The 18,651-nt window shown below is 63.5% G+C and carries 18 protein-coding genes; all 18 read right to left on the bottom strand.

Annotation, left to right across the window (positions count from 1 at the left end; genetic code table 11):
- Positions 1-46 precede the first annotated feature (46 nt).
- Entirely contained in the window at positions 47-517 is a 471-nt protein-coding gene (locus tag U4Y88_RS11120) for a MaoC family dehydratase (RefSeq protein WP_321783858.1), read from the bottom strand.
- Positions 514-987 carry a MaoC family dehydratase gene (locus U4Y88_RS11115; protein WP_321783856.1) on the bottom strand — a complete coding sequence of 158 codons (474 nt, stop codon included), beginning with the start codon at positions 985-987 and terminating at the stop codon, positions 514-516. Before U4Y88_RS11115 ends, U4Y88_RS11120 begins: the two co-directional genes overlap by 4 nt.
- Before the next feature lie 59 nt (positions 988-1,046).
- Positions 1,047-2,174 carry an acyl-CoA dehydrogenase family protein gene (locus U4Y88_RS11110; RefSeq protein WP_321783854.1) on the bottom strand — a complete coding sequence of 376 codons (1,128 nt, stop codon included), beginning with the start codon at positions 2,172-2,174 and terminating at the stop codon, positions 1,047-1,049.
- Positions 2,175-2,185: 11 nt separating this feature from the next.
- Positions 2,186-3,382, bottom strand: coding sequence for an acyl-CoA dehydrogenase family protein (locus U4Y88_RS11105; RefSeq protein ID WP_321783852.1), 1,197 nt, complete (start codon positions 3,380-3,382; stop codon positions 2,186-2,188).
- Positions 3,383-3,448: 66 nt separating this feature from the next.
- On the bottom strand, positions 3,449-3,901 hold the full coding sequence (locus U4Y88_RS11100; RefSeq protein WP_224017053.1) for a DUF1178 family protein: 453 nt from the start codon (positions 3,899-3,901) through the stop codon (positions 3,449-3,451).
- Between the two features lie 253 nt (positions 3,902-4,154).
- Positions 4,155-4,748: an NUDIX domain-containing protein gene (locus tag U4Y88_RS11095; RefSeq protein ID WP_224017050.1), complete on the bottom strand. Its 594-nt coding sequence runs from the start codon at positions 4,746-4,748 to the stop codon at positions 4,155-4,157.
- A 93-nt stretch (positions 4,749-4,841) separates the two neighbouring features.
- Positions 4,842-5,144: a DUF2818 family protein gene (locus U4Y88_RS11090; RefSeq protein ID WP_224017048.1), complete on the bottom strand. Its 303-nt coding sequence runs from the start codon at positions 5,142-5,144 to the stop codon at positions 4,842-4,844.
- Positions 5,144-6,616 (bottom strand): NADH-quinone oxidoreductase subunit NuoN, encoded by a 1,473-nt coding sequence (gene nuoN, locus U4Y88_RS11085; protein WP_310630529.1) that lies wholly within the window; start codon positions 6,614-6,616, stop codon positions 5,144-5,146. The genes U4Y88_RS11090 and nuoN overlap by 1 nt, the downstream gene beginning before the upstream one ends.
- 24 nt (positions 6,617-6,640) lie before the next feature.
- Positions 6,641-8,140 carry an NADH-quinone oxidoreductase subunit M gene (locus U4Y88_RS11080; protein WP_224017044.1) on the bottom strand — a complete coding sequence of 500 codons (1,500 nt, stop codon included), beginning with the start codon at positions 8,138-8,140 and terminating at the stop codon, positions 6,641-6,643.
- A gap of 13 nt (positions 8,141-8,153) precedes the next feature.
- Complete coding sequence (gene nuoL, locus U4Y88_RS11075; RefSeq protein ID WP_224017042.1) at positions 8,154-10,199, bottom strand: NADH-quinone oxidoreductase subunit L; 2,046 nt, start codon at positions 10,197-10,199, stop codon at positions 8,154-8,156.
- A gap of 11 nt (positions 10,200-10,210) precedes the next feature.
- Positions 10,211-10,516 (bottom strand): NADH-quinone oxidoreductase subunit NuoK, encoded by a 306-nt coding sequence (gene nuoK, locus U4Y88_RS11070; protein WP_006052894.1) that lies wholly within the window; start codon positions 10,514-10,516, stop codon positions 10,211-10,213.
- A gap of 17 nt (positions 10,517-10,533) precedes the next feature.
- Positions 10,534-11,247 (bottom strand): NADH-quinone oxidoreductase subunit J, encoded by a 714-nt coding sequence (locus tag U4Y88_RS11065; protein WP_321783850.1) that lies wholly within the window; start codon positions 11,245-11,247, stop codon positions 10,534-10,536.
- Between the two features lie 171 nt (positions 11,248-11,418).
- On the bottom strand, positions 11,419-11,907 hold the full coding sequence (gene nuoI, locus U4Y88_RS11060) for an NADH-quinone oxidoreductase subunit NuoI (RefSeq protein ID WP_224017039.1): 489 nt from the start codon (positions 11,905-11,907) through the stop codon (positions 11,419-11,421).
- Positions 11,908-11,921: 14 nt separating this feature from the next.
- Entirely contained in the window at positions 11,922-12,986 is a 1,065-nt protein-coding gene (gene nuoH / locus U4Y88_RS11055; RefSeq protein WP_224017037.1) for an NADH-quinone oxidoreductase subunit NuoH, read from the bottom strand.
- A complete protein-coding gene (gene nuoG / locus U4Y88_RS11050) occupies positions 12,987-15,320 on the bottom strand; it encodes an NADH-quinone oxidoreductase subunit NuoG (protein ID WP_321783848.1) in 2,334 nt (777 codons plus the stop codon).
- A gap of 109 nt (positions 15,321-15,429) precedes the next feature.
- Positions 15,430-16,758, bottom strand: a complete 1,329-nt coding sequence (nuoF, locus tag U4Y88_RS11045; RefSeq protein WP_065064579.1) for an NADH-quinone oxidoreductase subunit NuoF — start codon at positions 16,756-16,758, stop codon at positions 15,430-15,432.
- Entirely contained in the window at positions 16,755-17,240 is a 486-nt protein-coding gene (gene nuoE, locus U4Y88_RS11040) for an NADH-quinone oxidoreductase subunit NuoE (RefSeq protein ID WP_065064576.1), read from the bottom strand. Before nuoE ends, nuoF begins: the two co-directional genes overlap by 4 nt.
- A gap of 148 nt (positions 17,241-17,388) precedes the next feature.
- Entirely contained in the window at positions 17,389-18,642 is a 1,254-nt protein-coding gene (locus U4Y88_RS11035) for an NADH-quinone oxidoreductase subunit D (protein WP_224017032.1), read from the bottom strand.
- Between the last annotated feature and the right edge of the window lie 9 nt (positions 18,643-18,651).

Here is an 18,651-nt window from a genome sequence, read left to right as displayed (position 1 = left end):
GCTTTTTTCATGCTTAAAGCGGGCCACGCACGGCGGCCCGCACGCATCAGAAGTAATGCCGCGTGATGAATTCGGCCACGCACGCGGGGCGCTCGCTGCCCTCGCATTCGATCGTCACGTCCCACACGACCTGCGCGCCGCCGCGCTCGATCTCGCTCACTTCCTTCACGCCGAAACGCCCGCGCACCCGCGCGTCGACCGGCACCGGCGACGTGAAGCGCACACGGTTCATCCCATAGTTCACGCCCATGCGTTGACGCAGCGAAATCGTCGATCCCAGCAGCACCGGCACGAGCGACAGCGTGAGAAAGCCGTGCGCGATCGGACCGCCGAACGGCGACTCGCGGCGCGCGCGCTCGGCGTCGAGGTGAATCCACTGATGATCGCCGGTGGCATCGGCGAAACCCTGCACGCTCGCCGCGCTCACCGTGCGCCAGCCGCTCACGAACGGCTCGGCGCCCACGCGTGCGCGCAAGGCGTCGAGATCGGCGATTTCGATCACGGATGCTTCGCTCATTTCGCCTCTCCTGGATGGCGCAGACCGGGATGGCGCAAACCGAATAGCGCTTTCGAACTCACCGTCACGACAAGCTCGCCGTGCTGATTGCGCCCTTCCCAGCGCGTTTCGACGATGCCGCGATCGGGCTTGCTCTCCGACACGCGCTTGCCGACGATGCTGTTGACCATCGTGAGCGTGTCGCCGACGCGCACCGGCTTGATCCAGCGAATCTCGTCGATGCCCGGCGACCCCATCGACGTCGAGCCTTCGAGGAAGTTGCGCACGAGCATGCCCATCATGATCGAACAGGTGTGCCAGCCGCTCGCGACGAGGCCGCGGAACATCGACGCCTCGCCGCCCGCCTCGCTCACGTGGAACGGCTGCGGATCGTATTGCTGCGCGAACTGCACGATCTCGTCGCGCCCGAACGTGTGCGAGCCGACTTCATACGACTTGCCCACTTCGAGATCTTCGTAACTCACGCCCATCGGTGACTCTCCGTTTCGCTTTTTTTGCGCCGCTTCGTCTCGCCGTTTCGTCTCGCCGCTCAGGCGGCCGCTTGCGCGAACCCCGGCAGCGAGGCGAAGCGTTCGAGGTGGTAATCGACGTCGCCGAGCGTGGTTTCGATGATCGCGAGACGCTTGAACAGATGCGCCGCCGCGACTTCGTTGGTCACGCCCATGCCGCCATGCAATTGCACCGCCTGCTGGCCGACGTAGCGCGCCGCCTGGCCCACGCGCGCCTTCGCCGCCGAAATCGCGCGACGGCGCTCGTCGGCGGACGCACTACTGTAACGCGCGGCCGCGAGGTACGTGAGCGAGCGCGCCTGCTCGCCGTGGATCAGCATCTCGGCCATGCGGTGCTGGAGCGCCTGGAAGCGCGCGATCGGCACACCGAATTGCTGACGCGTTTTCGTGTATTCGACGGTCGCGTGATTGAGCGCGTCGATCGCGCCGACCGCTTCCGCGCACAGCAGGAAAGTGGCGTAATCGGCGATCCGCTCCCACGTGGCCGCGCCCGCTTTCGCGTCGCCGAGACGGCGGGCCTGCGCGGCATCGAACTGGATCGTGGCGGCGCGCTGGCCGTCGATCGTCCGGTAGTCGCTGACGGTCACGCCCTTCGCGTCGCGCGCGACCACGAACAGCGCCACCTCGCCCGCGAGGCGCGCCGGCACGATCCAGAAGTCGGCTTGCGCGCCGTGCTGCACGACCGACTTCGCGCCGCTGAGCGCGAAACCGTCGCCGGTTTCCTTCGCCGTGGTGGCGAGCGAGAACAGATCGTAGCGCGCCTCGGGTTCGTGGAACGCGGGCGCGAGCTTGACCTCGCCGGTCGCCACGCGTTCGAGCAATTGCGCGTTTTCAGCGTTGTCCGTTCCGGCGAGCTTGAGCGCCTCGATGCCCACGGCGCTCGCCCAGTACGGCTCGATCACGAGCGCGCGGCCCAGTTCCTGCATGACCACGAGCATGTCGAACGGCGTGCCGTCGAAACCGCCCTGCGCTTCCGGCACCGGCAGCGCCGTGAGCCCAAGCTCGACGAACGCGTTCCAGTGATCGGCCGAGACGCCTGCGGGCGTCTTCACGATCGCCTGGCGCGCTTCGAAGCCATAGTTTTTGTCGAGATAGCGACGCAGCGCGTCGGCGAGTTGCTGTTGCTCTTCGGTGAAATTGAAGTCCATTGCGCCGCTCCTCAAATCCCCAGAATCATCTGCGAGATGATGTTCTTCTGGATTTCGTTCGACCCGCCGTAAATCGACGTCTTGCGATAGTTGAAGTAGTACGCCGCGAGCGGCGCTGCGTCGTCGTCGCCGCCTGCCGCGTGCGCGTGCTCGCCTTCGAGGAAGGCCGGATCGAACGGCGCCGCGAGCGGCCCGACCGCGTCGACCATCAGTTCGGTGAGCGCCTGCTGGATTTCGGTGCCCTTGATCTTCAGCATCGACGCCTCGGGGCCGGGGCCGCGTCCGTTACTCGAACTCGCGATAACACGCTCGGCGGTTACTTCCAGCGCCATCAGTTCGATTTCGACGGCGGCCACGCGCGCGGCGAACACCGGGTCGAGCAGCAGCGGCTTGCCGTTCTTCTTCTGGTTCAGCGCGACGGTCTTGAGGAACGCGAGTTCGCGGTTCGATGCGCCCACGCGCGCGATGCCCGTGCGCTCGTGGCCGAGCAGATATTTCGCGTAGGTCCAACCGCGATTCTCTTCGCCGACGAGGTTCTCGACCGGCACCTTCACGTCCTCGAAGAACACTTCGTTGACCTCATGGTCTTCGTCGAGCGTGATGATCGGGCGCACGGTGATGCCCGGCGTCTTCATGTCGATCAGCAGAAACGAGATGCCTTCCTGCTTCTTCGCGGCGGGGTCGGTGCGCACGAGGCAGAACATCATGTCGGCGTGCTGGCCGAGCGTGGTCCAGGTTTTCTGGCCATTGACGATGTAGTGATCACCATCGCGGACGGCGCGCGTGCGCAGCGAGGCGAGATCGGAACCCGAACCGGGCTCGGAATAGCCCTGACACCACCAGTCCTCGCCCGAACGGATGCGCGGCAGATAGCGGCGCTTCTGCTCCTCGTTGCCGTACTTCATGATGACGGGCGCGACCATCGAGACGCCGAACGGCAGCACCGGCGGTGCGCCGATGCGCCCGCATTCCGCGTCCCAGATATGGCGTTGCGCTTCGGTCCAGCCGGGGCCGCCGAATTCGACGGGCCATGCGGGCACGGACCAGCCTTTCTGGCCGAGCAGCTTGTGCCAGTTGGCGATGTCGTCGCGCGAGAGGCGCTTGTGATTCAGGACTTTGTCGCGCATGGCCTGAGGCAGATTGGCCTCGAGCCAGGTGCGGACTTCGGCGCGGAATGCGTCGTCGGTGGGGGAGTAATCGAGATCCATGCGGGTTGTCTCCTGGCCGCGGCTGGTTGGGGACGATCCCCCCAGCCTCGGCGACGACCCGCGTGGTTATTGCAGCGGACCCTTCAGCGCGGCCGGCACCGGCAGCGGCATCACATCGATGCCTTCTTCGACGAGAGCTTGCGCATCCTCCACGGAAGCAACTCCGCGAATGTTGCGCGACGGCGCTTCGTTGTAGTGAATGCGCCGCGCCTCCTCGGCGAAACGGTCGCCTACGTTCTCCGTTTTCTCGAGGACCTCGCGCATCACACGCATCACGTGCGCCTGCCACTGCGCCGCCTGCTCAGCGTGTTTGCCCTGAGCATGAGACGGTGCGTCAGGCGTCGCGCGCGCGCCCGACAGATTCAGCCGGGGCGCGGACGGCAGGCGCGTGACTTCGTTCGCACCGCACATCGGACATTCGACCAGCTTGCGCGCGCGCTGCGATTCGAAATCGTCAGCGGAAGCGAACCAGCCTTCAAACCGATGGCCGTCTGGACACTGTAAATCGAGGACCTTCATGGGGAGTCGAGGCTTGCGTTGAAGTGTAGCGCAAATCGCAAATTTGTGAACGACCGTTCGTAAATTTTTGGGGTGGGGTATTCACTGCCCTACCCGCACCGGTGGCGGCGTTGATGCGCGGGGAATGCCGATGATGAATTGTAGCGCCGCCTAATTTTGCGCGCCAAAGCAGTTCGATCGAATCCGCCGCGCCAGAATGCACACGGCGGCCTCGCGGGCCGCCGTGTTGCTGTTCAGCTTGCTAGAACCGCGATCAGCCCTGCTCCGCCTTGCCGAGCGGCCATTCGCCCGAAAGCGCCTTCTCGAGCCAGAACGTGCCGATCACCGTCTTCACGTCGGTGATCTTGCCGTTGCGCACCCATTCGAGCAGTTCGGGCAGCGTGGCCGTGAAGGTTTCGAGGAATTCGCCTTCGTCGAGCTTCGACTCGCCCGCCGTGAGGCCGCGCGCCAGATAGATGTCGATGAACTCGGTCGAGTACGAAATGACCGGATGAATCTTCGTCAGATAAATGTACTCGCGCGCCGTATAGCCGGTCTCTTCCTTCAGTTCGCGGATCGCGCAGGCGAGCGCGCCTTCCTGCGGATCGAGCTTGCCCGCCGGAAACTCCGTCATCACGCGCGAGAGCGGATAGCGATATTGGCGCTCCATCAGCACGCGGCCGTCGTCGAACAGCGGAATCACCATGACCGCGCCGGGATGCTGCACGTATTCGCGCGTGGCGTGCTTGCCGTCGGGCAGCGCGACCGTATCGCATTTAAGCGTGAGAAATTTGCCCGCGTGGAGCGTCGTGCTTTCGACGCACGTCTCGGCGAGCGCCGGGTCGTGTTTCTGATCTTCAGCAGCCATGTTGAAACCTCGGAAAGACGCGTGATCGGGAAGGCGCGGGAAAGCCGCGAAGAAACTGACAACGCGCGCCTCGTGCGGGACGAGGCGCGCGCTTCACGCCTGACGGCGTTTGACGAGATATTGCCAGGTGAAGCCGGGGAACGCGAACACGACAAAAAGACTGAACGTGATGGCGTAGAACTGCCAGCCCTGGTCGAAGCGGTTACCGGCGCGCGCTTCCAGCAGGAAGCCGAACGCACCGACCACGAAATACAGCACGATCAGTTCGGCAATGCGGATCCACGCGCTTTTCTTCTGCGCACGCACCGGCACCAGGCCGAACAACCGTTGATTGAGGAACGGGAGGTTGGCGCCCGCGAGCGCCAACAAGACGATAAACCAGCCAGCAGACGACATTACAGCGGCAGCGTATGCGAAACGGCTTGCAGGCAGACCGACATCAGCGGACCCGGAATGATGCCGAGCGCCAGCACGGCCACGCCGTTGAGCGTGAGCAGCGCGCGGTTGCAGCTGTGGCTTTCGATCGGCGCGGTGTCCGTCGGTGCGTCGAAGTACATCAGCTTGACGATGCGCAGGTAGTAGAACGCACCGAACAGCGACGTCACCACGGCGAGGATCGCGAGCCACGTAAGGCCGGCGTTCATCGTCGCTTCGAGCACGGCGAGCTTCGCATAGAAGCCGACCGTCGGCGGAATGCCGGCGAGCGAGAACATCATGACCATCATGACCGCCGCGAACATCGGGCTGCGGTGATTCAGGCCCTTGAAGTCGTCGAGCGTTTCCGCTTCGAAGTCGCGGCGCGACAGCAGCATGACGATACCGAACGCGCCGAGCGTCGTGATCAGGTAGACGATGCTGTAGAACATGGCCGAGCTGTACGCGCTGGCCGCGCCCGTCGCCTTGTTGTCGACGATGCCGGCGAGCAGGCCGAGCAGCACGAAGCCCATGTTCGAGATGGCCGAGTACGCGAGCATGCGCTTGACATTGCGCTGAACGATACCCGTGATGTTGCCGACGATCATCGAGAGCGCGGCCAGGATGATCAGCATCTGCTGCCAGTCGACGGCCAGCGGCAGCAGACCCATGACCAGGAAACGCACGGCCCAGGCGAACGCCGCGACCTTCGGGCCGCCGCCGGTGAGCAGCGACATGGCCGTGGGCGCGCCCTGGTAGACGTCGGGCACCCACATGTGGAACGGCACCGCGCCCATCTTGAACGCCACGCCCGCCACGATGAACACCACGCCGAACAGCAGCACGATGTCGTTGATGTGACCCGAGGCCACCGCCTTGAACACTTCGCCGAGTTCGAGCGAACCGGTCGCGCCGTACAGCATCGAGATGCCGTAGAGCAGGAAGCCCGATGCGAGCGCGCCCAGCACGTAGTACTTCATGGCCGCTTCGTTCGACTGCGTCGCGTCACGGCGCAGCGCGATGACCGCGTAGAGCGAGAGCGACATCAGCTCGAGGCCGAGGTACAGCGTCAGGAAGTTGTTGCCCGAGATCATCACGAGCTGGCCGAGCAGCGAGAACATGCCAAGCAGGAAGAACTCGCCCCGGAACATGTCGCGGTCTTCGAGATACTTGCGCGAGTACACGATCGACACGGCGTAGCCGAGCGTGACGACCGACTTCATGGCGCTGGCGAACGCATCCACCACGTACATGCGCGTGAAGTAGTAGTACACGTGCGGGTCAAACGCGTTCACCGCAAACCAGATACCGGCGATGACCGTGGTCAGCAGCGCGATGAAATAGGTCGTGCGCCGGCCCGAAGGACCGGAGAACGTGTCGTTGATCCACGCCACGACGAGGCCGGTCATCACCAGCGCGTCGGGTAGCAGAGCGTTCATAGGGGCGTTTGGCATGATCTTTTGTTCCTCCGCTCGGTATTACTGTGACAGCGGCAGTTTCGACACTGCGACGTGGGAGAGGAGGTTTTCCACGGAAACGTGCATCACATCGGTAAAGGGCTTCGGGTAGATGCCCATGAAAAGCGTGAACAGCGCGAGCACCGCAAGAATGAAGTATTCGCGACCGTTGATGTCCTTCAGCTCGCGAACATGATCGTTCGAGATGGCGCCGAAGAACACCCGCTTGTACATCCACAACGTATAGGCCGCGCCCAGGATCAGCGTGAACGCCGCCCCGAATGCGATCCAGAAGTTGAACTTCACAGCCGCCAGAATCACCATGAATTCGCCGACGAATCCAGAGGTGCCCGGCAGGCCGCAGTTGGCCATCGCGAACAGCATGGCCAGCGCCGCGAACTTCGGCATCGTGTTGACGACGCCGCCGTAATCGGCGATCTGACGCGTGTGCATGCGGTCGTACAGCACCCCGATGCACAGGAACATGGCGCCCGAGACGAAGCCGTGCGAGATCATCTGGATGATCCCGCCTTCAATCGCAAGCTGGCTCGACGGGCCGAACATAAAGAAGCCGAGCGTGACGAAACCCATGTGGGCGATCGACGAATACGCGACCAGCTTCTTCATGTCCGCCTGCACCATCGCCACGAGACCGATGTAGATCACAGCGATCAGCGAGAGCGTGATGATGACCGGCGCCAGGTAATGACTCGCGTCCGGCGTGACCGGCAGCGAGAAACGCAGGAAACCGTACGCGCCGAGCTTCAGCATGATGGCGGCCAGCACCACCGAGCCGCCCGTGGGCGCTTCGACGTGCGCGTCCGGCAACCACGTGTGCACCGGCCACATCGGCACCTTCACGGCGAACGCGAAGAAGAACGCGATGAACAGCAGTATCTGCGGCGTCATGGCGAGCTTGGCGTCCTGCCAGGTGGCGAGGTCGAACGTGTGCGTCACACGGTACATGTACAGCAACGCGACCAGCATCAGCAGCGAACCGGCCAGCGTGTACAGAAAAAACTTGAATGCCGCATACACGCGATTCGGGCCGCCCCAGATACCGATGATGATGTACATCGGGATCAGCGTGGCTTCGAAGAACACGTAGAACAGCAGACCGTCTGCGGCGCAGAAAACGCCGATCATCAGCCCCGACAGGACAAGGAAGGCGGCGAAATACTGCGCGACGTCTTCCTTGATCACCTGCCAGCCCGCAATCACGACGATCACGGTAATGAGCGCCGTGAGCACCACGAACCACATGGCGATGCCGTCGACGCCCAGGTGATAGGCGATGTTGAACCGCTCGATCCAGACCGACTTCTCCTCGAACTGCAGCGCAGCCGTGGTGGTGTCGAAGCCCGAAACGAGCGGGAGCGTAACGAGGAAACTAAGCACTGAACCGATGAGCGCGAGCCAGCGGGCTCGGCCCGGGTTCCGGTCGGAACCCACTACTAGAACGACGACGCCGAATAATATCGGCATCCAGATCGCAATACTGAGAATCGGAGTTGCGTGCATGCGTTTCCTCGCCTTATTTGCCGCTGAGCGTTACAAACAGGGTAAGGAGGCCAAGCATGCCAATGATCATGGCAAATGCGTAGTGATAGATATAGCCGGATTGCAGGAAACGAATGACAGTTGCAAACCAGCCGATAAACTTGGCGCTCCCGTTTACGACGCCGTCGATCACGACGACATCGCCCTCCTTCCACAGACCGCGACCGATTGCGACCGCTCCGCGAGCGAAGACGATTTCGTTGATCTTGTCGAGGTAATACGCGTTAGCCAGCAGCTTGTAGACCGGTGCGAACGTACGCTGCACGACGGCCGGCAGATCCGGGCGCTTCATGTAGAAGAACCACGCCACCACCACACCCGCAAGCGCGAGCCAAACCGGCAGACCCGAGAACGCATGCGCGCCCATCGCGGCCCAGCCCTGGAATTCCGAAGCCATTTCCGTGAGCGCTTCGTGGTTCTGACCGATGAAGATCACCTTGTCGAACGCCACGCCGTTCTGGAAGAACGAACCGAACAGCAGCGGCTGGATCGCGTAGGCGCCGGCGATCACCGAAGGAATCGCGAGCAGCACCAGCGGCACCCAGATCACCCACGGCGACTCGTGCGGCACGTGGACGTGATGTTCGTCGTGACCATGATCGCCGTGACCGTGGGCCGCCTCGATCGCCATCGGCGATTCGGGATGCTTCGGACCGCGGAAGCGCTCTTCACCGTGGAACACGAGGAAGTACATACGGAACGAGTACAGCGCCGTCACGAACACGCTCGCCACGACCGCGAAGTACGCGAAGCCCGAACCCGGCAGGTGCGAGAGCTTCACGGCGTCGATGATCGAATCTTTCGAGTAGAAGCCCGAGAAGAACGGCGTGCCGATCAGCGCGAGCGAACCGACCAGCGAAGTGATCCACGTAATGGGCATGTACTTGCGCAGGCCGCCCATGTTGCGCATGTCCTGGTCGTGGTGCATGCCGATGATGACCGAACCTGCGCCGAGGAACAGCAGCGCCTTGAAGAACGCGTGCGTCATCAGGTGGAAGATCGCGACCGGATACGCCGACACGCCGAGCGCGACCGTCATGTAGCCGAGCTGCGAGAGCGTCGAGTACGCGACCACGCGCTTGATGTCGTTCTGCACGACGCCGAGGAAGCCCATGAACAGCGCGGTAATGGCGCCGATCACGACGATGAACGACAGCGCCGCTTCCGACAGTTCGAACAGCGGCGACATGCGCGCGACCATGAAGATACCGGCCGTGACCATGGTTGCCGCGTGGATCAGTGCGGAGATCGGCGTCGGGCCTTCCATCGAGTCGGGCAGCCAGACGTGCAGCGGGAACTGCGCCGACTTACCCATCGCGCCGATGAACAGGCAGATACACGCGACCGTAAGCAGGTTCCACGAGGTGCCCGGGAAGGTCAGCGCCGCGATTTCGTGGCCCTTCGCGAACACGTCGTTGTAGTTCAGCGAGCCGCCGTACGCGAGCAGCAGACCGATGCCCAGCAGGAAGCCGAAGTCGCCCACGCGGTTCACGAGGAACGCCTTCATGTTCGCGTAGATGGCGCTTTCACGCTTGAAGTAGAAGCCGATCAGCAGGTACGAGACGAGGCCCACCGCTTCCCAGCCGAAGAACAGCTGCAGGAAGTTGTTGCTCATCACGAGCATCAGCATCGAGAAGGTGAACAGCGCGATATACGAGAAGAAGCGCTGGTAGCCCTCTTCCTCGGCCATGTAGCCGATCGTGTAGATGTGCACCATCAGCGACACGAAAGTCACGACGATCATCATGAGCGCCGTCAACGAGTCGATCAGGAAGCCGACCTCGAACTTCAGGCCGCCGACCGACATCCATTCGTACACGGTGGCGTTGTAGCTCGCGCCGTTCAGCACGTCGAAGAACGTCATGCACGAGAGCACGAACGCGATCGCCACGCCGAGAATGGTCACCGTATGCGCGCCCGCGCGCCCGACCGTCTTGCCGAACAGGCCGGCAATGAGAGAACCGGCGAGAGGCGCTAGCGGAATCGCCAGCAATAAGGTTTCGTTGAGTGTTGTTGCCATAGCAGCCTGCCTTAGCCTTTGAGCTGATCGAGGTCCTCGACGTTGATCGTGTCGAGGCTGCGGAACAGAGTCACAAGAATAGCCAGACCAATCGCGGCTTCCGCGGCCGCAACAGTTAGCACGAAGAACACGAAAATCTGTCCGTGAACGTCACCGAGATAATGCGAGAACGCGACGAAGTTCGTGTTCACCGCCAACAGCATCAGCTCAATCGCCATCAGGATGATGATGACGTTGCGCCGATTGAGAAAGATTCCGACGATCGAGATCGCGAAGAGGATCGCGCCGAGCACGAGGTAATGGGCCAGAGTCAACATGTTTCGCTCCTTCGCGCTTAGCTCTTCGTTGCCGGTGCGGCCGGGGCAGCGGGTGCAGCCGGTGCCGCGCCTGCTGCCGGAGCAGCCGCTTCCGCAGGCGCCGGTTCCGGTTCCGGCTCCGGCACTTCCACGACAGCCTGCATCTTCACGAGACGCACGCGGTCCTCGCGGCGCACGGCCACCTGCTTCGAGACGTTCTGGCGCTTGCTGTCCTTCGGCTCGCGCACGGTCAGTGCGATGGCCGCGACAATCGCCACCAGCAGCACGAGGCCGGCGACTTCGAACGCGAAGATGTAGTCGGTGTAGATGATCTTGCCGATCAGGTGCGTGTTCGACACCGACGCGGCAGCGGCCGCCGAAGTGTCGGGCACCGGTGCGCTGGTCGCGCCGTAGCCGTGCCACAGGATCAGCGCGGTTTCGACCACGATGATCGCGCCCACGATGGTCGCCACCGGGATGAAGCGCTTGAAGTCGCGGCTCAGCACGTCGACGTTGATGTCCAGCATCATCACGACGAACAGGAACAGCACCATCACCGCGCCCACGTAGACGAGCACCAGCAGGATGGCGAGGAATTCGGCCTCGAGCAGCATCCAGATCGCCGCTGCGTTGAAGAACGCGAGCACGAGAAAGAGCGCCGACGAGACGGGATTGCGCGAGGTGATCACCTTCAGCCCTGATAGCGTGAGCAGCAGCGCGAAGATGTAAAACAGGACGGTCGTGAATTCCATGATTACTGGTTCATCGTTGAGGCCATCGTGAGGCGGATTGCGCGGCGCGGACTGGCGGCCAGACCAGAGTGCGCCGCGGCGGCGGTCAGACTGCGGCGCGCGGCGTTTTGCGGCACGCGCGTTCCCCGCAGCCGGCCCGAACCGCGGGCCGATGCAGCGTCAAGCTTAAGATCAACGGTACGGTGCATCTGCTGCCTTGTTCGCCGCGATCTGCGCTTCGTAGCGGTCGCCGACGGCCAGCAGCATGTCTTTCGTGAAGTACAGATCGCCGCGCTTCTCGCCGTGATACTCGAGAATGTGCGTTTCGACGATCGAGTCGACCGGGCAGCTCTCTTCGCAGAAACCGCAGAAGATGCACTTGGTCAGGTCGATGTCGTAACGCGTCGTGCGGCGCGTGTTGTCCTCGCGCACTTCCGATTCGATCGTGATCGCCATCGCGGGGCACACGGCCTCGCACAGCTTGCACGCGATGCAGCGCTCTTCGCCATTTTCATAGCGGCGCAGCGCGTGCAGACCACGGAAACGCGGCGACATCGGAGTCTTCTCTTCCGGGAACTGCACCGTGATCTTGCGCTTGAACGTATAACGGCCCGTCAGCGCCAGACCTTTGAGCAGCTCGGTCAGGAAGAACGTCTTGAAGAAGTTTTGGATCGCGTTCATGTTTCGTTCGCCCCTTATTTCCAGATGCTCAGCGGCGACATATACCAGAAGCCGACCACGATCAGCCACACCACGCAGACCGGAATGAACACCTTCCAGCCCAGACGCATGATCTGGTCATAGCGGTAGCGCGGGAACGTTGCGCGCGCCCAGATGAACACCGACAGCAGGCAGAAGACCTTCAGCACGAGCCAGAACACGCCCGGGATGAAGTCGAGGAACGCGAACGGCGCGCTCCAGCCGCCCAGGAACAGCACCGACGCCAGCGCCGAGATCACGATCATGTTGATGTACTCGGCGAGGAAGAACAGCGCGAAGCCCATCCCCGAATAGTCGACCATGTGACCCGCGACGATTTCCGACTCCCCTTCCACCACGTCGAACGGGTGGCGGTTCGTTTCGGCGATGCCCGAGATGAAGTAGACGACGAACATCGGCAGCAGCGGCAGCCAGTTCCACGAGAGGAACGTGATGCCCCAGTTCGCGAACATGCCGCGCATCTGGCCCTGGACGATGTCCGAGAGGTTCAGGCTGCCCGACACCATCAGCACCACGACGAGCGCGAAGCCCATCGCGATTTCGTACGAAACCATCTGCGCCGCGGCGCGCATCGCGCCGAGGAACGCGTACTTCGAGTTCGAGGCCCAGCCCGCGAGAATCACGCCGTAGACGCCGATCGACGAGATCGCCATCACGTAGAGCAGACCGGCGTTGATGTTGCCGAGCACCGCGCCCGCCTGGAACGGAATCACCGCCCAGACCGCGAAGGCCGGCACCACCACCATGACCGGTGCGACCATGTAGACCCAGCGGCTCGCCTGCGCGGGCTGAATGACTTCCTTGAGCAGCAGCTTCAGCACGTCGGCGATCGGCTGCAGCAGGCCGCCGGGACCGACGCGGTTCGGGCCGAGACGCACGTGCATCCAGCCGATCAGCTTGCGCTCCCAGAGGATCAGGTACGCCACGCACAGCAGGATCACCACCGCGACGACGAGAATGCGCACCAGCGCCCAGACCGTGGGCCAGGCCACGCCGAGCAGCTGGCTGCCGCCTGCATTGATCGTATCGAACAAGCTCATTTACGCCTTCTCCACCAGCAGTTCACCGAACAGGCTGCCGAGCTGCGCGCCGGCCGGCGTGGCCGCCGACACGCGCACCGCCGTCGGCGCAAGATTCGCATCGCGCGTTGCCGGCGCGGTCACCGACAGGTCGCCCTGGCGCACGCGCACGGCGTCGCCTTCCTTCAGGCCGAGCTGATCGAACAGCGCTGCCGGCAGGCCGACCGTGTTCGCCACGCGGGCCGCCATCGTGAGTTGCAGGGCTTCGCCACGGCGCACGATCGGGTCGGCGCTGTAGATGGGCACGTCGGCGACGCGCTCGAAGCGGCCTTCCGCGGCCTTCGCCACGCTGCCGCGCGCAACCTGCGCCACGGCCTTGTTCGACAGACGTGCGTCGAAGCTGCCGTCGCCGAGAGCCTTGCGGCGCACTTCGTCGGCGGTTTCGTATTCGAAGCCGGGCAGCTTCATGAGCGTGCCCAGCACGCGCAGGACCTTCCAGGCCGGACGCGTGTCGCCGAGCGGGCGCACCACGCCGTTGAAGGTCTGCACCGTGCCTTCGGCGTTCACGAACGTACCCGAGGTTTCCGTGAACGGCGCGATCGGCAGCAGCACGTCCGCGTAATCGAGACCGGTCTTGTACGGCGAGAACACGGCGACCATCTCGGCCTGCGCGAGCGCGGCGCGCGCGGCAGCCGGGTTGACCGTGTCGAATTCCGGTTCGACGTTGAACAGCAGATAGCCCTTGCGCGGCTGCTCGAACGCTTCGCGTGCATTCAGGCCGTCGCGGCCCGGCAATGCGCCCACGAGGTGCGCGCCGACCGTGTTGGCCGCTTCCGTGAGGAAGCCGAGCGTCGCGCCCGTGTGTTCGGCGATGAACTGCGCGGCCGCGTGCAGCAGCGCGAAATCGGGATGCTGCACAACCGCGTTGCCGATCAGCACGAAGCGGCGCTCGCCCGTCGAGAGCGAAGCGGCGACCTGTTTGGCGGCGTCGTTCGACTGCGTGCCCGCGAAGGCTTCCGGCAGTGCCACGCCCTTCGCTTCCGACACGGCGGCCGCGATCGTGGCGAGTTCGTCGAGCCATGCCGACGGCGCGGCGACGATGCGCTGCGCGTTCGGGATCAGCGAGCCGTCCGCCGTGGCGTTGAGCAGCGTGATCTGCGCGCCGCCCTTGGCGGCCTGGCGCAGACGCGCGGCGAACAGCGCGTGGTCGCGGCGCAGGAACGAGCCGATCACGAGCGCCGAGTCGGCGAGCGAGAGTTCGGCGATCTTCGTGCCGAGCCACGGCGCGCCCGAAAGCGGCGCCGAGAAGTCGCTCTGACGCAGACGGAAGTCGACGTTCGGCGTGCCGATCGCGTCGGCGAGCTGCTTGACCAGATAGAGTTCTTCAGCGGTGCTGTGCGGGCTCGCGAGCATGGCGAGATGGTTTTCGCCGTGTTCGTCGCTGATGCCCTTGATGCCCTTCACCACGTATTCGAGCGCGGTCTGCCAGTCGGTTTCCACCCACTCGCCACCCTGCTTGATCATCGGGTGCGTGAGGCGGTCTTCGCTGTTCAGGCCTTCGTAGGCGAAGCGCTCCTTATCGGAAATCCAGCATTCGTTGATGGCTTCGTTCTCGAACGGCAGCACGCGCATCACGCGGTTGTTCTTGACCTGCACGACGAGGTTCGCGCCCGTGCCGTCGTGCGGGCTCACCGACTTGCGGCGCGACAGTTCCCAGGTACGCGCCGAGAAGCGGAACGGCTTGCTCGTGAGCGCGCCCACCGGGCACAGGTCGATCATGTTGCCCGACAGTTCCGAGTCGACGGTCTTGCCGAGGAAGGTGCTGATTTCCGAATGCTGGCCGCGGCCGAGCATGCCGAGTTCCATCACGCCGGCGATCTCGTCGCCGAAGCGCACGCAGCGCGTGCAGTGGATGCAGCGCGACATCTCTTCCATCGAGATGAGCGGGCCCACGTTCTTGTGGAACACCACGCGCTTTTCTTCGCTGTAGCGCGACGCCGACTTGCCGTAGCCCACCGCCAGATCCTGCAGCTGGCATTCGCCGCCCTGATCGCAGATCGGGCAGTCCAGCGGGTGGTTGATCAGCAGGAATTCCATCACGGCTTGCTGACCCTGCACGGCCTTGTCGGACGTCGTGCGCACGATCATGCCTTGCGACACCGGCGTCGCGCACGCGGGCACGGCCTTCGGCATCTTCTCGACATCGACGAGACACATCCGGCAGTTGGCCGCGATCGACAGCTTCTTGTGATAGCAGAAGTGCGGGATGTACGTGTCCACCCGCTGCGCGGCCTGGATCACCATGCTGCCCTCGGGCACCTGCACCTTCTTGCCGTCTATTTCAAGTTCAACCATGATGGTTAATCGTCCCTAACCTGTTACCGCTCAATTTCACAGCGGTCTACCCCGTTGCGTCGAGCCACGCGGCCCGCGCACAACGCGCTAACGCTTACGTCTCTTGCCCTCAGGCAGCCACCGATTCCGAGGCCGCGTGCGAGCCGGCATGTCCGCCGACGAGACAGCGCTTGTTGTGCACGTGATATTCGAATTCGTCCCAGTAATGCTTGAGCATGCCGCGCACCGGCATGGCCGCTGCGTCGCCCAGCGCGCAGATCGTGCGGCCCATGATGTTGCCCGCGACCGAGTTCAGCAGATCCAGGTCTTCCTGGCGGCCGAGGCCGTGCTCGATACGGTTCACCACGCGGTACAGCCAGCCCGTGCCTTCGCGGCACGGCGTGCACTGGCCGCACGACTCTTCGTAGTAGAAGTACGAGAGACGCAGCAGCGAGCGCACCATGCAGCGCGTTTCGTCCATGACGATGACCGCGCCCGAGCCGAGCATCGAGCCCTGCTTGGCGATCGAGTCGTAGTCCATGTCGGTCTGCATCATCAGGTCGCCCGGAATGACCGGCGCCGACGAACCGCCCGGAATCACGGCCTTCAGCTTCTTGCCGCCACGCACGCCGCCGGCGAGTTCCATGAGCGTCGCGAACGGCGTACCGAGCGGGATCTCATAGTTGCCCGGACGCTCGACGTCGCCCGAGATCGAGAAGATCTTGGTGCCGCCGTTGTTCGGCTTGCCCAGTTCCATGTAGGTCTGCGGACCGACGGTCAGCAGGAAGGGCACCGCCGCGAACGTCTCGGTGTTGTTGATCGTGGTGGGCTTGCCGTACACGCCGAAGCTCGCCGGGAACGGCGGCTTGAAGCGCGGCTGGCCCTTCTTGCCTTCGAGCGATTCGAGCAGCGCCGTTTCTTCGCCGCAGACATACGCGCCGTAACCGTGGTGCGCGTGCAGCTGGAACGTGAAGTCGGTGCCCAGAATGTTGTCGCCGAGGTAGCCCGCCTGACGCGCTTCTTCCAGCGCAGCCTCGAAGCGGCGATAGACCTCGAAGATCTCACCGTGGATGTAGTTGTAGCCGACGGTGATGCCCATCGCGTAGGCGCCGATCGCCATGCCTTCGATCACGGCATGCGGATTCCAGCGCAGGATGTCGCGGTCCTTGAACGTGCCCGGCTCGCCTTCGTCCGAATTGCAGACGAGGTACTTCTGCCCCGGGAACTGACGCGGCATGAAGCTCCACTTCAGGCCGGTCGGGAAACCCGCGCCGCCGCGGCCGCGCAGACCGCCGGCCTTGACGTCGGCGATCACCTGCTCGGGCGGAATCTTCTCTTCGAGAATGCGGCGCAGCTGCTTGTAGCCGCCGCGCGCGACGTAATCTTCGAGATGCCAGTTCTCGCCGTTGAGGCCCGCGAGAATCAGCGGTTTGATGTGACGGTCGTGCAACGAAGTCATTTCGAAAGCTCCTCGAGCAGCTGGTCGATCTTCTCGCGGCTCATGAAGCTGCACATGCGGTGGTTGTTCACAAGCATCACCGGTGCGTCGCCGCACGCGCCCATGCACTCACCTTCTTTCAAGGTGAACTTGCCGTCGGACGTGGTTTCGCCGAAGTCGATACCGAGCTTCTGCTTCAGGTAGTCGGCGGCGCTCTCCGAGCCGCCATCGGGGCCGAGCTGGCACGGCAGATTCGTGCAGAGCGTGATCTTGTGCTTGCCGACGGGCTTCGTCTCGAACATCGTGTAGAACGTGGCGACTTCCTCGACGGCCACCGGCGGCATGCCGATGTAGTCGGCCACGAACTGCATGAGTTCGGGGGACAGCCAGCCATGCTCTTCCTGAGCAACGGCCAAAGCCGCCATCACGGCGGACTGTCGCTGATCGGCGGGGTACTTCGACAACGCGCGATCGATTTCTTTCAGGCCTTCAGCTGAGATCATTTTCTGTCACGGCTCGTTAATTCATTTCACACCAGACACAACCCTGCCGCGCGTGTAGCGCACTGCTCGCTGCGGCAGACGTGGTGTTCCCGGTATTCTCGCGCGGCGCGCCTCCTCTTGCTTCGGGGGCGCACCGGCTGTTGCTGCCTTAGCGGTCGATTTCGCCGAACACGATATCCTGCGTGCCGATGATCGTGACCGCGTCGGCAATCATGTGACCGCGCGCCATTTCGTCCAGCGCGGCCAGGTGGGCGTAACCCGGGGCGCGGATCTTCAGACGATACGGCTTGTTCGCGCCATCCGACACCAGGTAGATGCCGAATTCACCCTTCGGATGTTCCACTGCTGCGTAGGCCTCGCCTTCGGGCACATGGAAGCCTTCGGTGAAGAGCTTGAAGTGGTGAATCAGCTCTTCCATGTTCGACTTCATGTTCACGCGCGACGGCGGCGCAACCTTGTGATTGTCGACCATCACGGGACCCGGATTCTTGCGCAGCCACTCAATGCACTGTTTCGCAATACGGGTCGATTGACGCATCTCTTCCACGCGGACGAGATAACGGTCGTAGCAATCGCCGTTCACGCCGACCGGAATGTCGAAATCGAGCTGGTCGTAGACTTCGTACGGCTGCTTCTTGCGCAGGTCCCACTCGATGCCCGAACCACGCAGCATCGCGCCCGACAGACCGAGCTGCATCGCACGCTCGGGGCTCACCACGCCGATGCCCACGAGACGCTGCTTCCAGATACGGTTGTCGGTGAGCAGCGTTTCGTACTCGTCGACGCAAGCCGGGAAGCGCGTGAAGAAGTCGTCGATGAAATCGAGCAGCGAGCCCTGGCGCGCCTCGTTCATCTTGGCGAGCGCCTTCTCGTTGTGGATTTTCGACGCCTTGTATTGCGGCATGGCGTCCGGCAGATCGCGATAGACGCCGCCCGGACGGTAGTAAGCCGCGTGCATGCGCGCGCCCGACACCGCCTCGTAGACGTCCATCAGATCTTCGCGTTCGCGGAACGCGTAGAGGAACACCGCCATCGCGCCCACGTCGAGACCGTGCGAGCCGATCCACATCAGGTGGTTCAGCACGCGCGTGATTTCGTCGAACAGGACGCGGATGTATTTCGCGCGGATCGGCACTTCGATGCCGAGCAGCTTTTCGATCGCCATCACGTAGCCGTGCTCGTTGACCATCATCGACACATAGTCGAGACGGTCCATGTACGGCACCGACTGCAGGAAGGTCTTGCTTTCGGCGAGCTTTTCGGTCGCGCGGTGCAGCAGGCCGATGTGCGGATCGGCGCGCTGGATCACTTCGCCGTCGAGCTCGAGCACGAGGCGCAGCACACCGTGCGCTGCCGGGTGCTGCGGGCCGAAGTTGAGCGTGTAGTTCTTGATCTCTGACATGCGACCCTC

The sequence above is a fragment of the Paraburkholderia sp. J94 genome (genome assembly GCF_905220285.1).
GTDB lineage: Bacteria > Pseudomonadota > Gammaproteobacteria > Burkholderiales > Burkholderiaceae > Paraburkholderia > Paraburkholderia tropica_A.
Note: the sequence above shows the minus strand (reverse complement) of the source record. Positions and strands in the feature narration are given on the sequence as shown.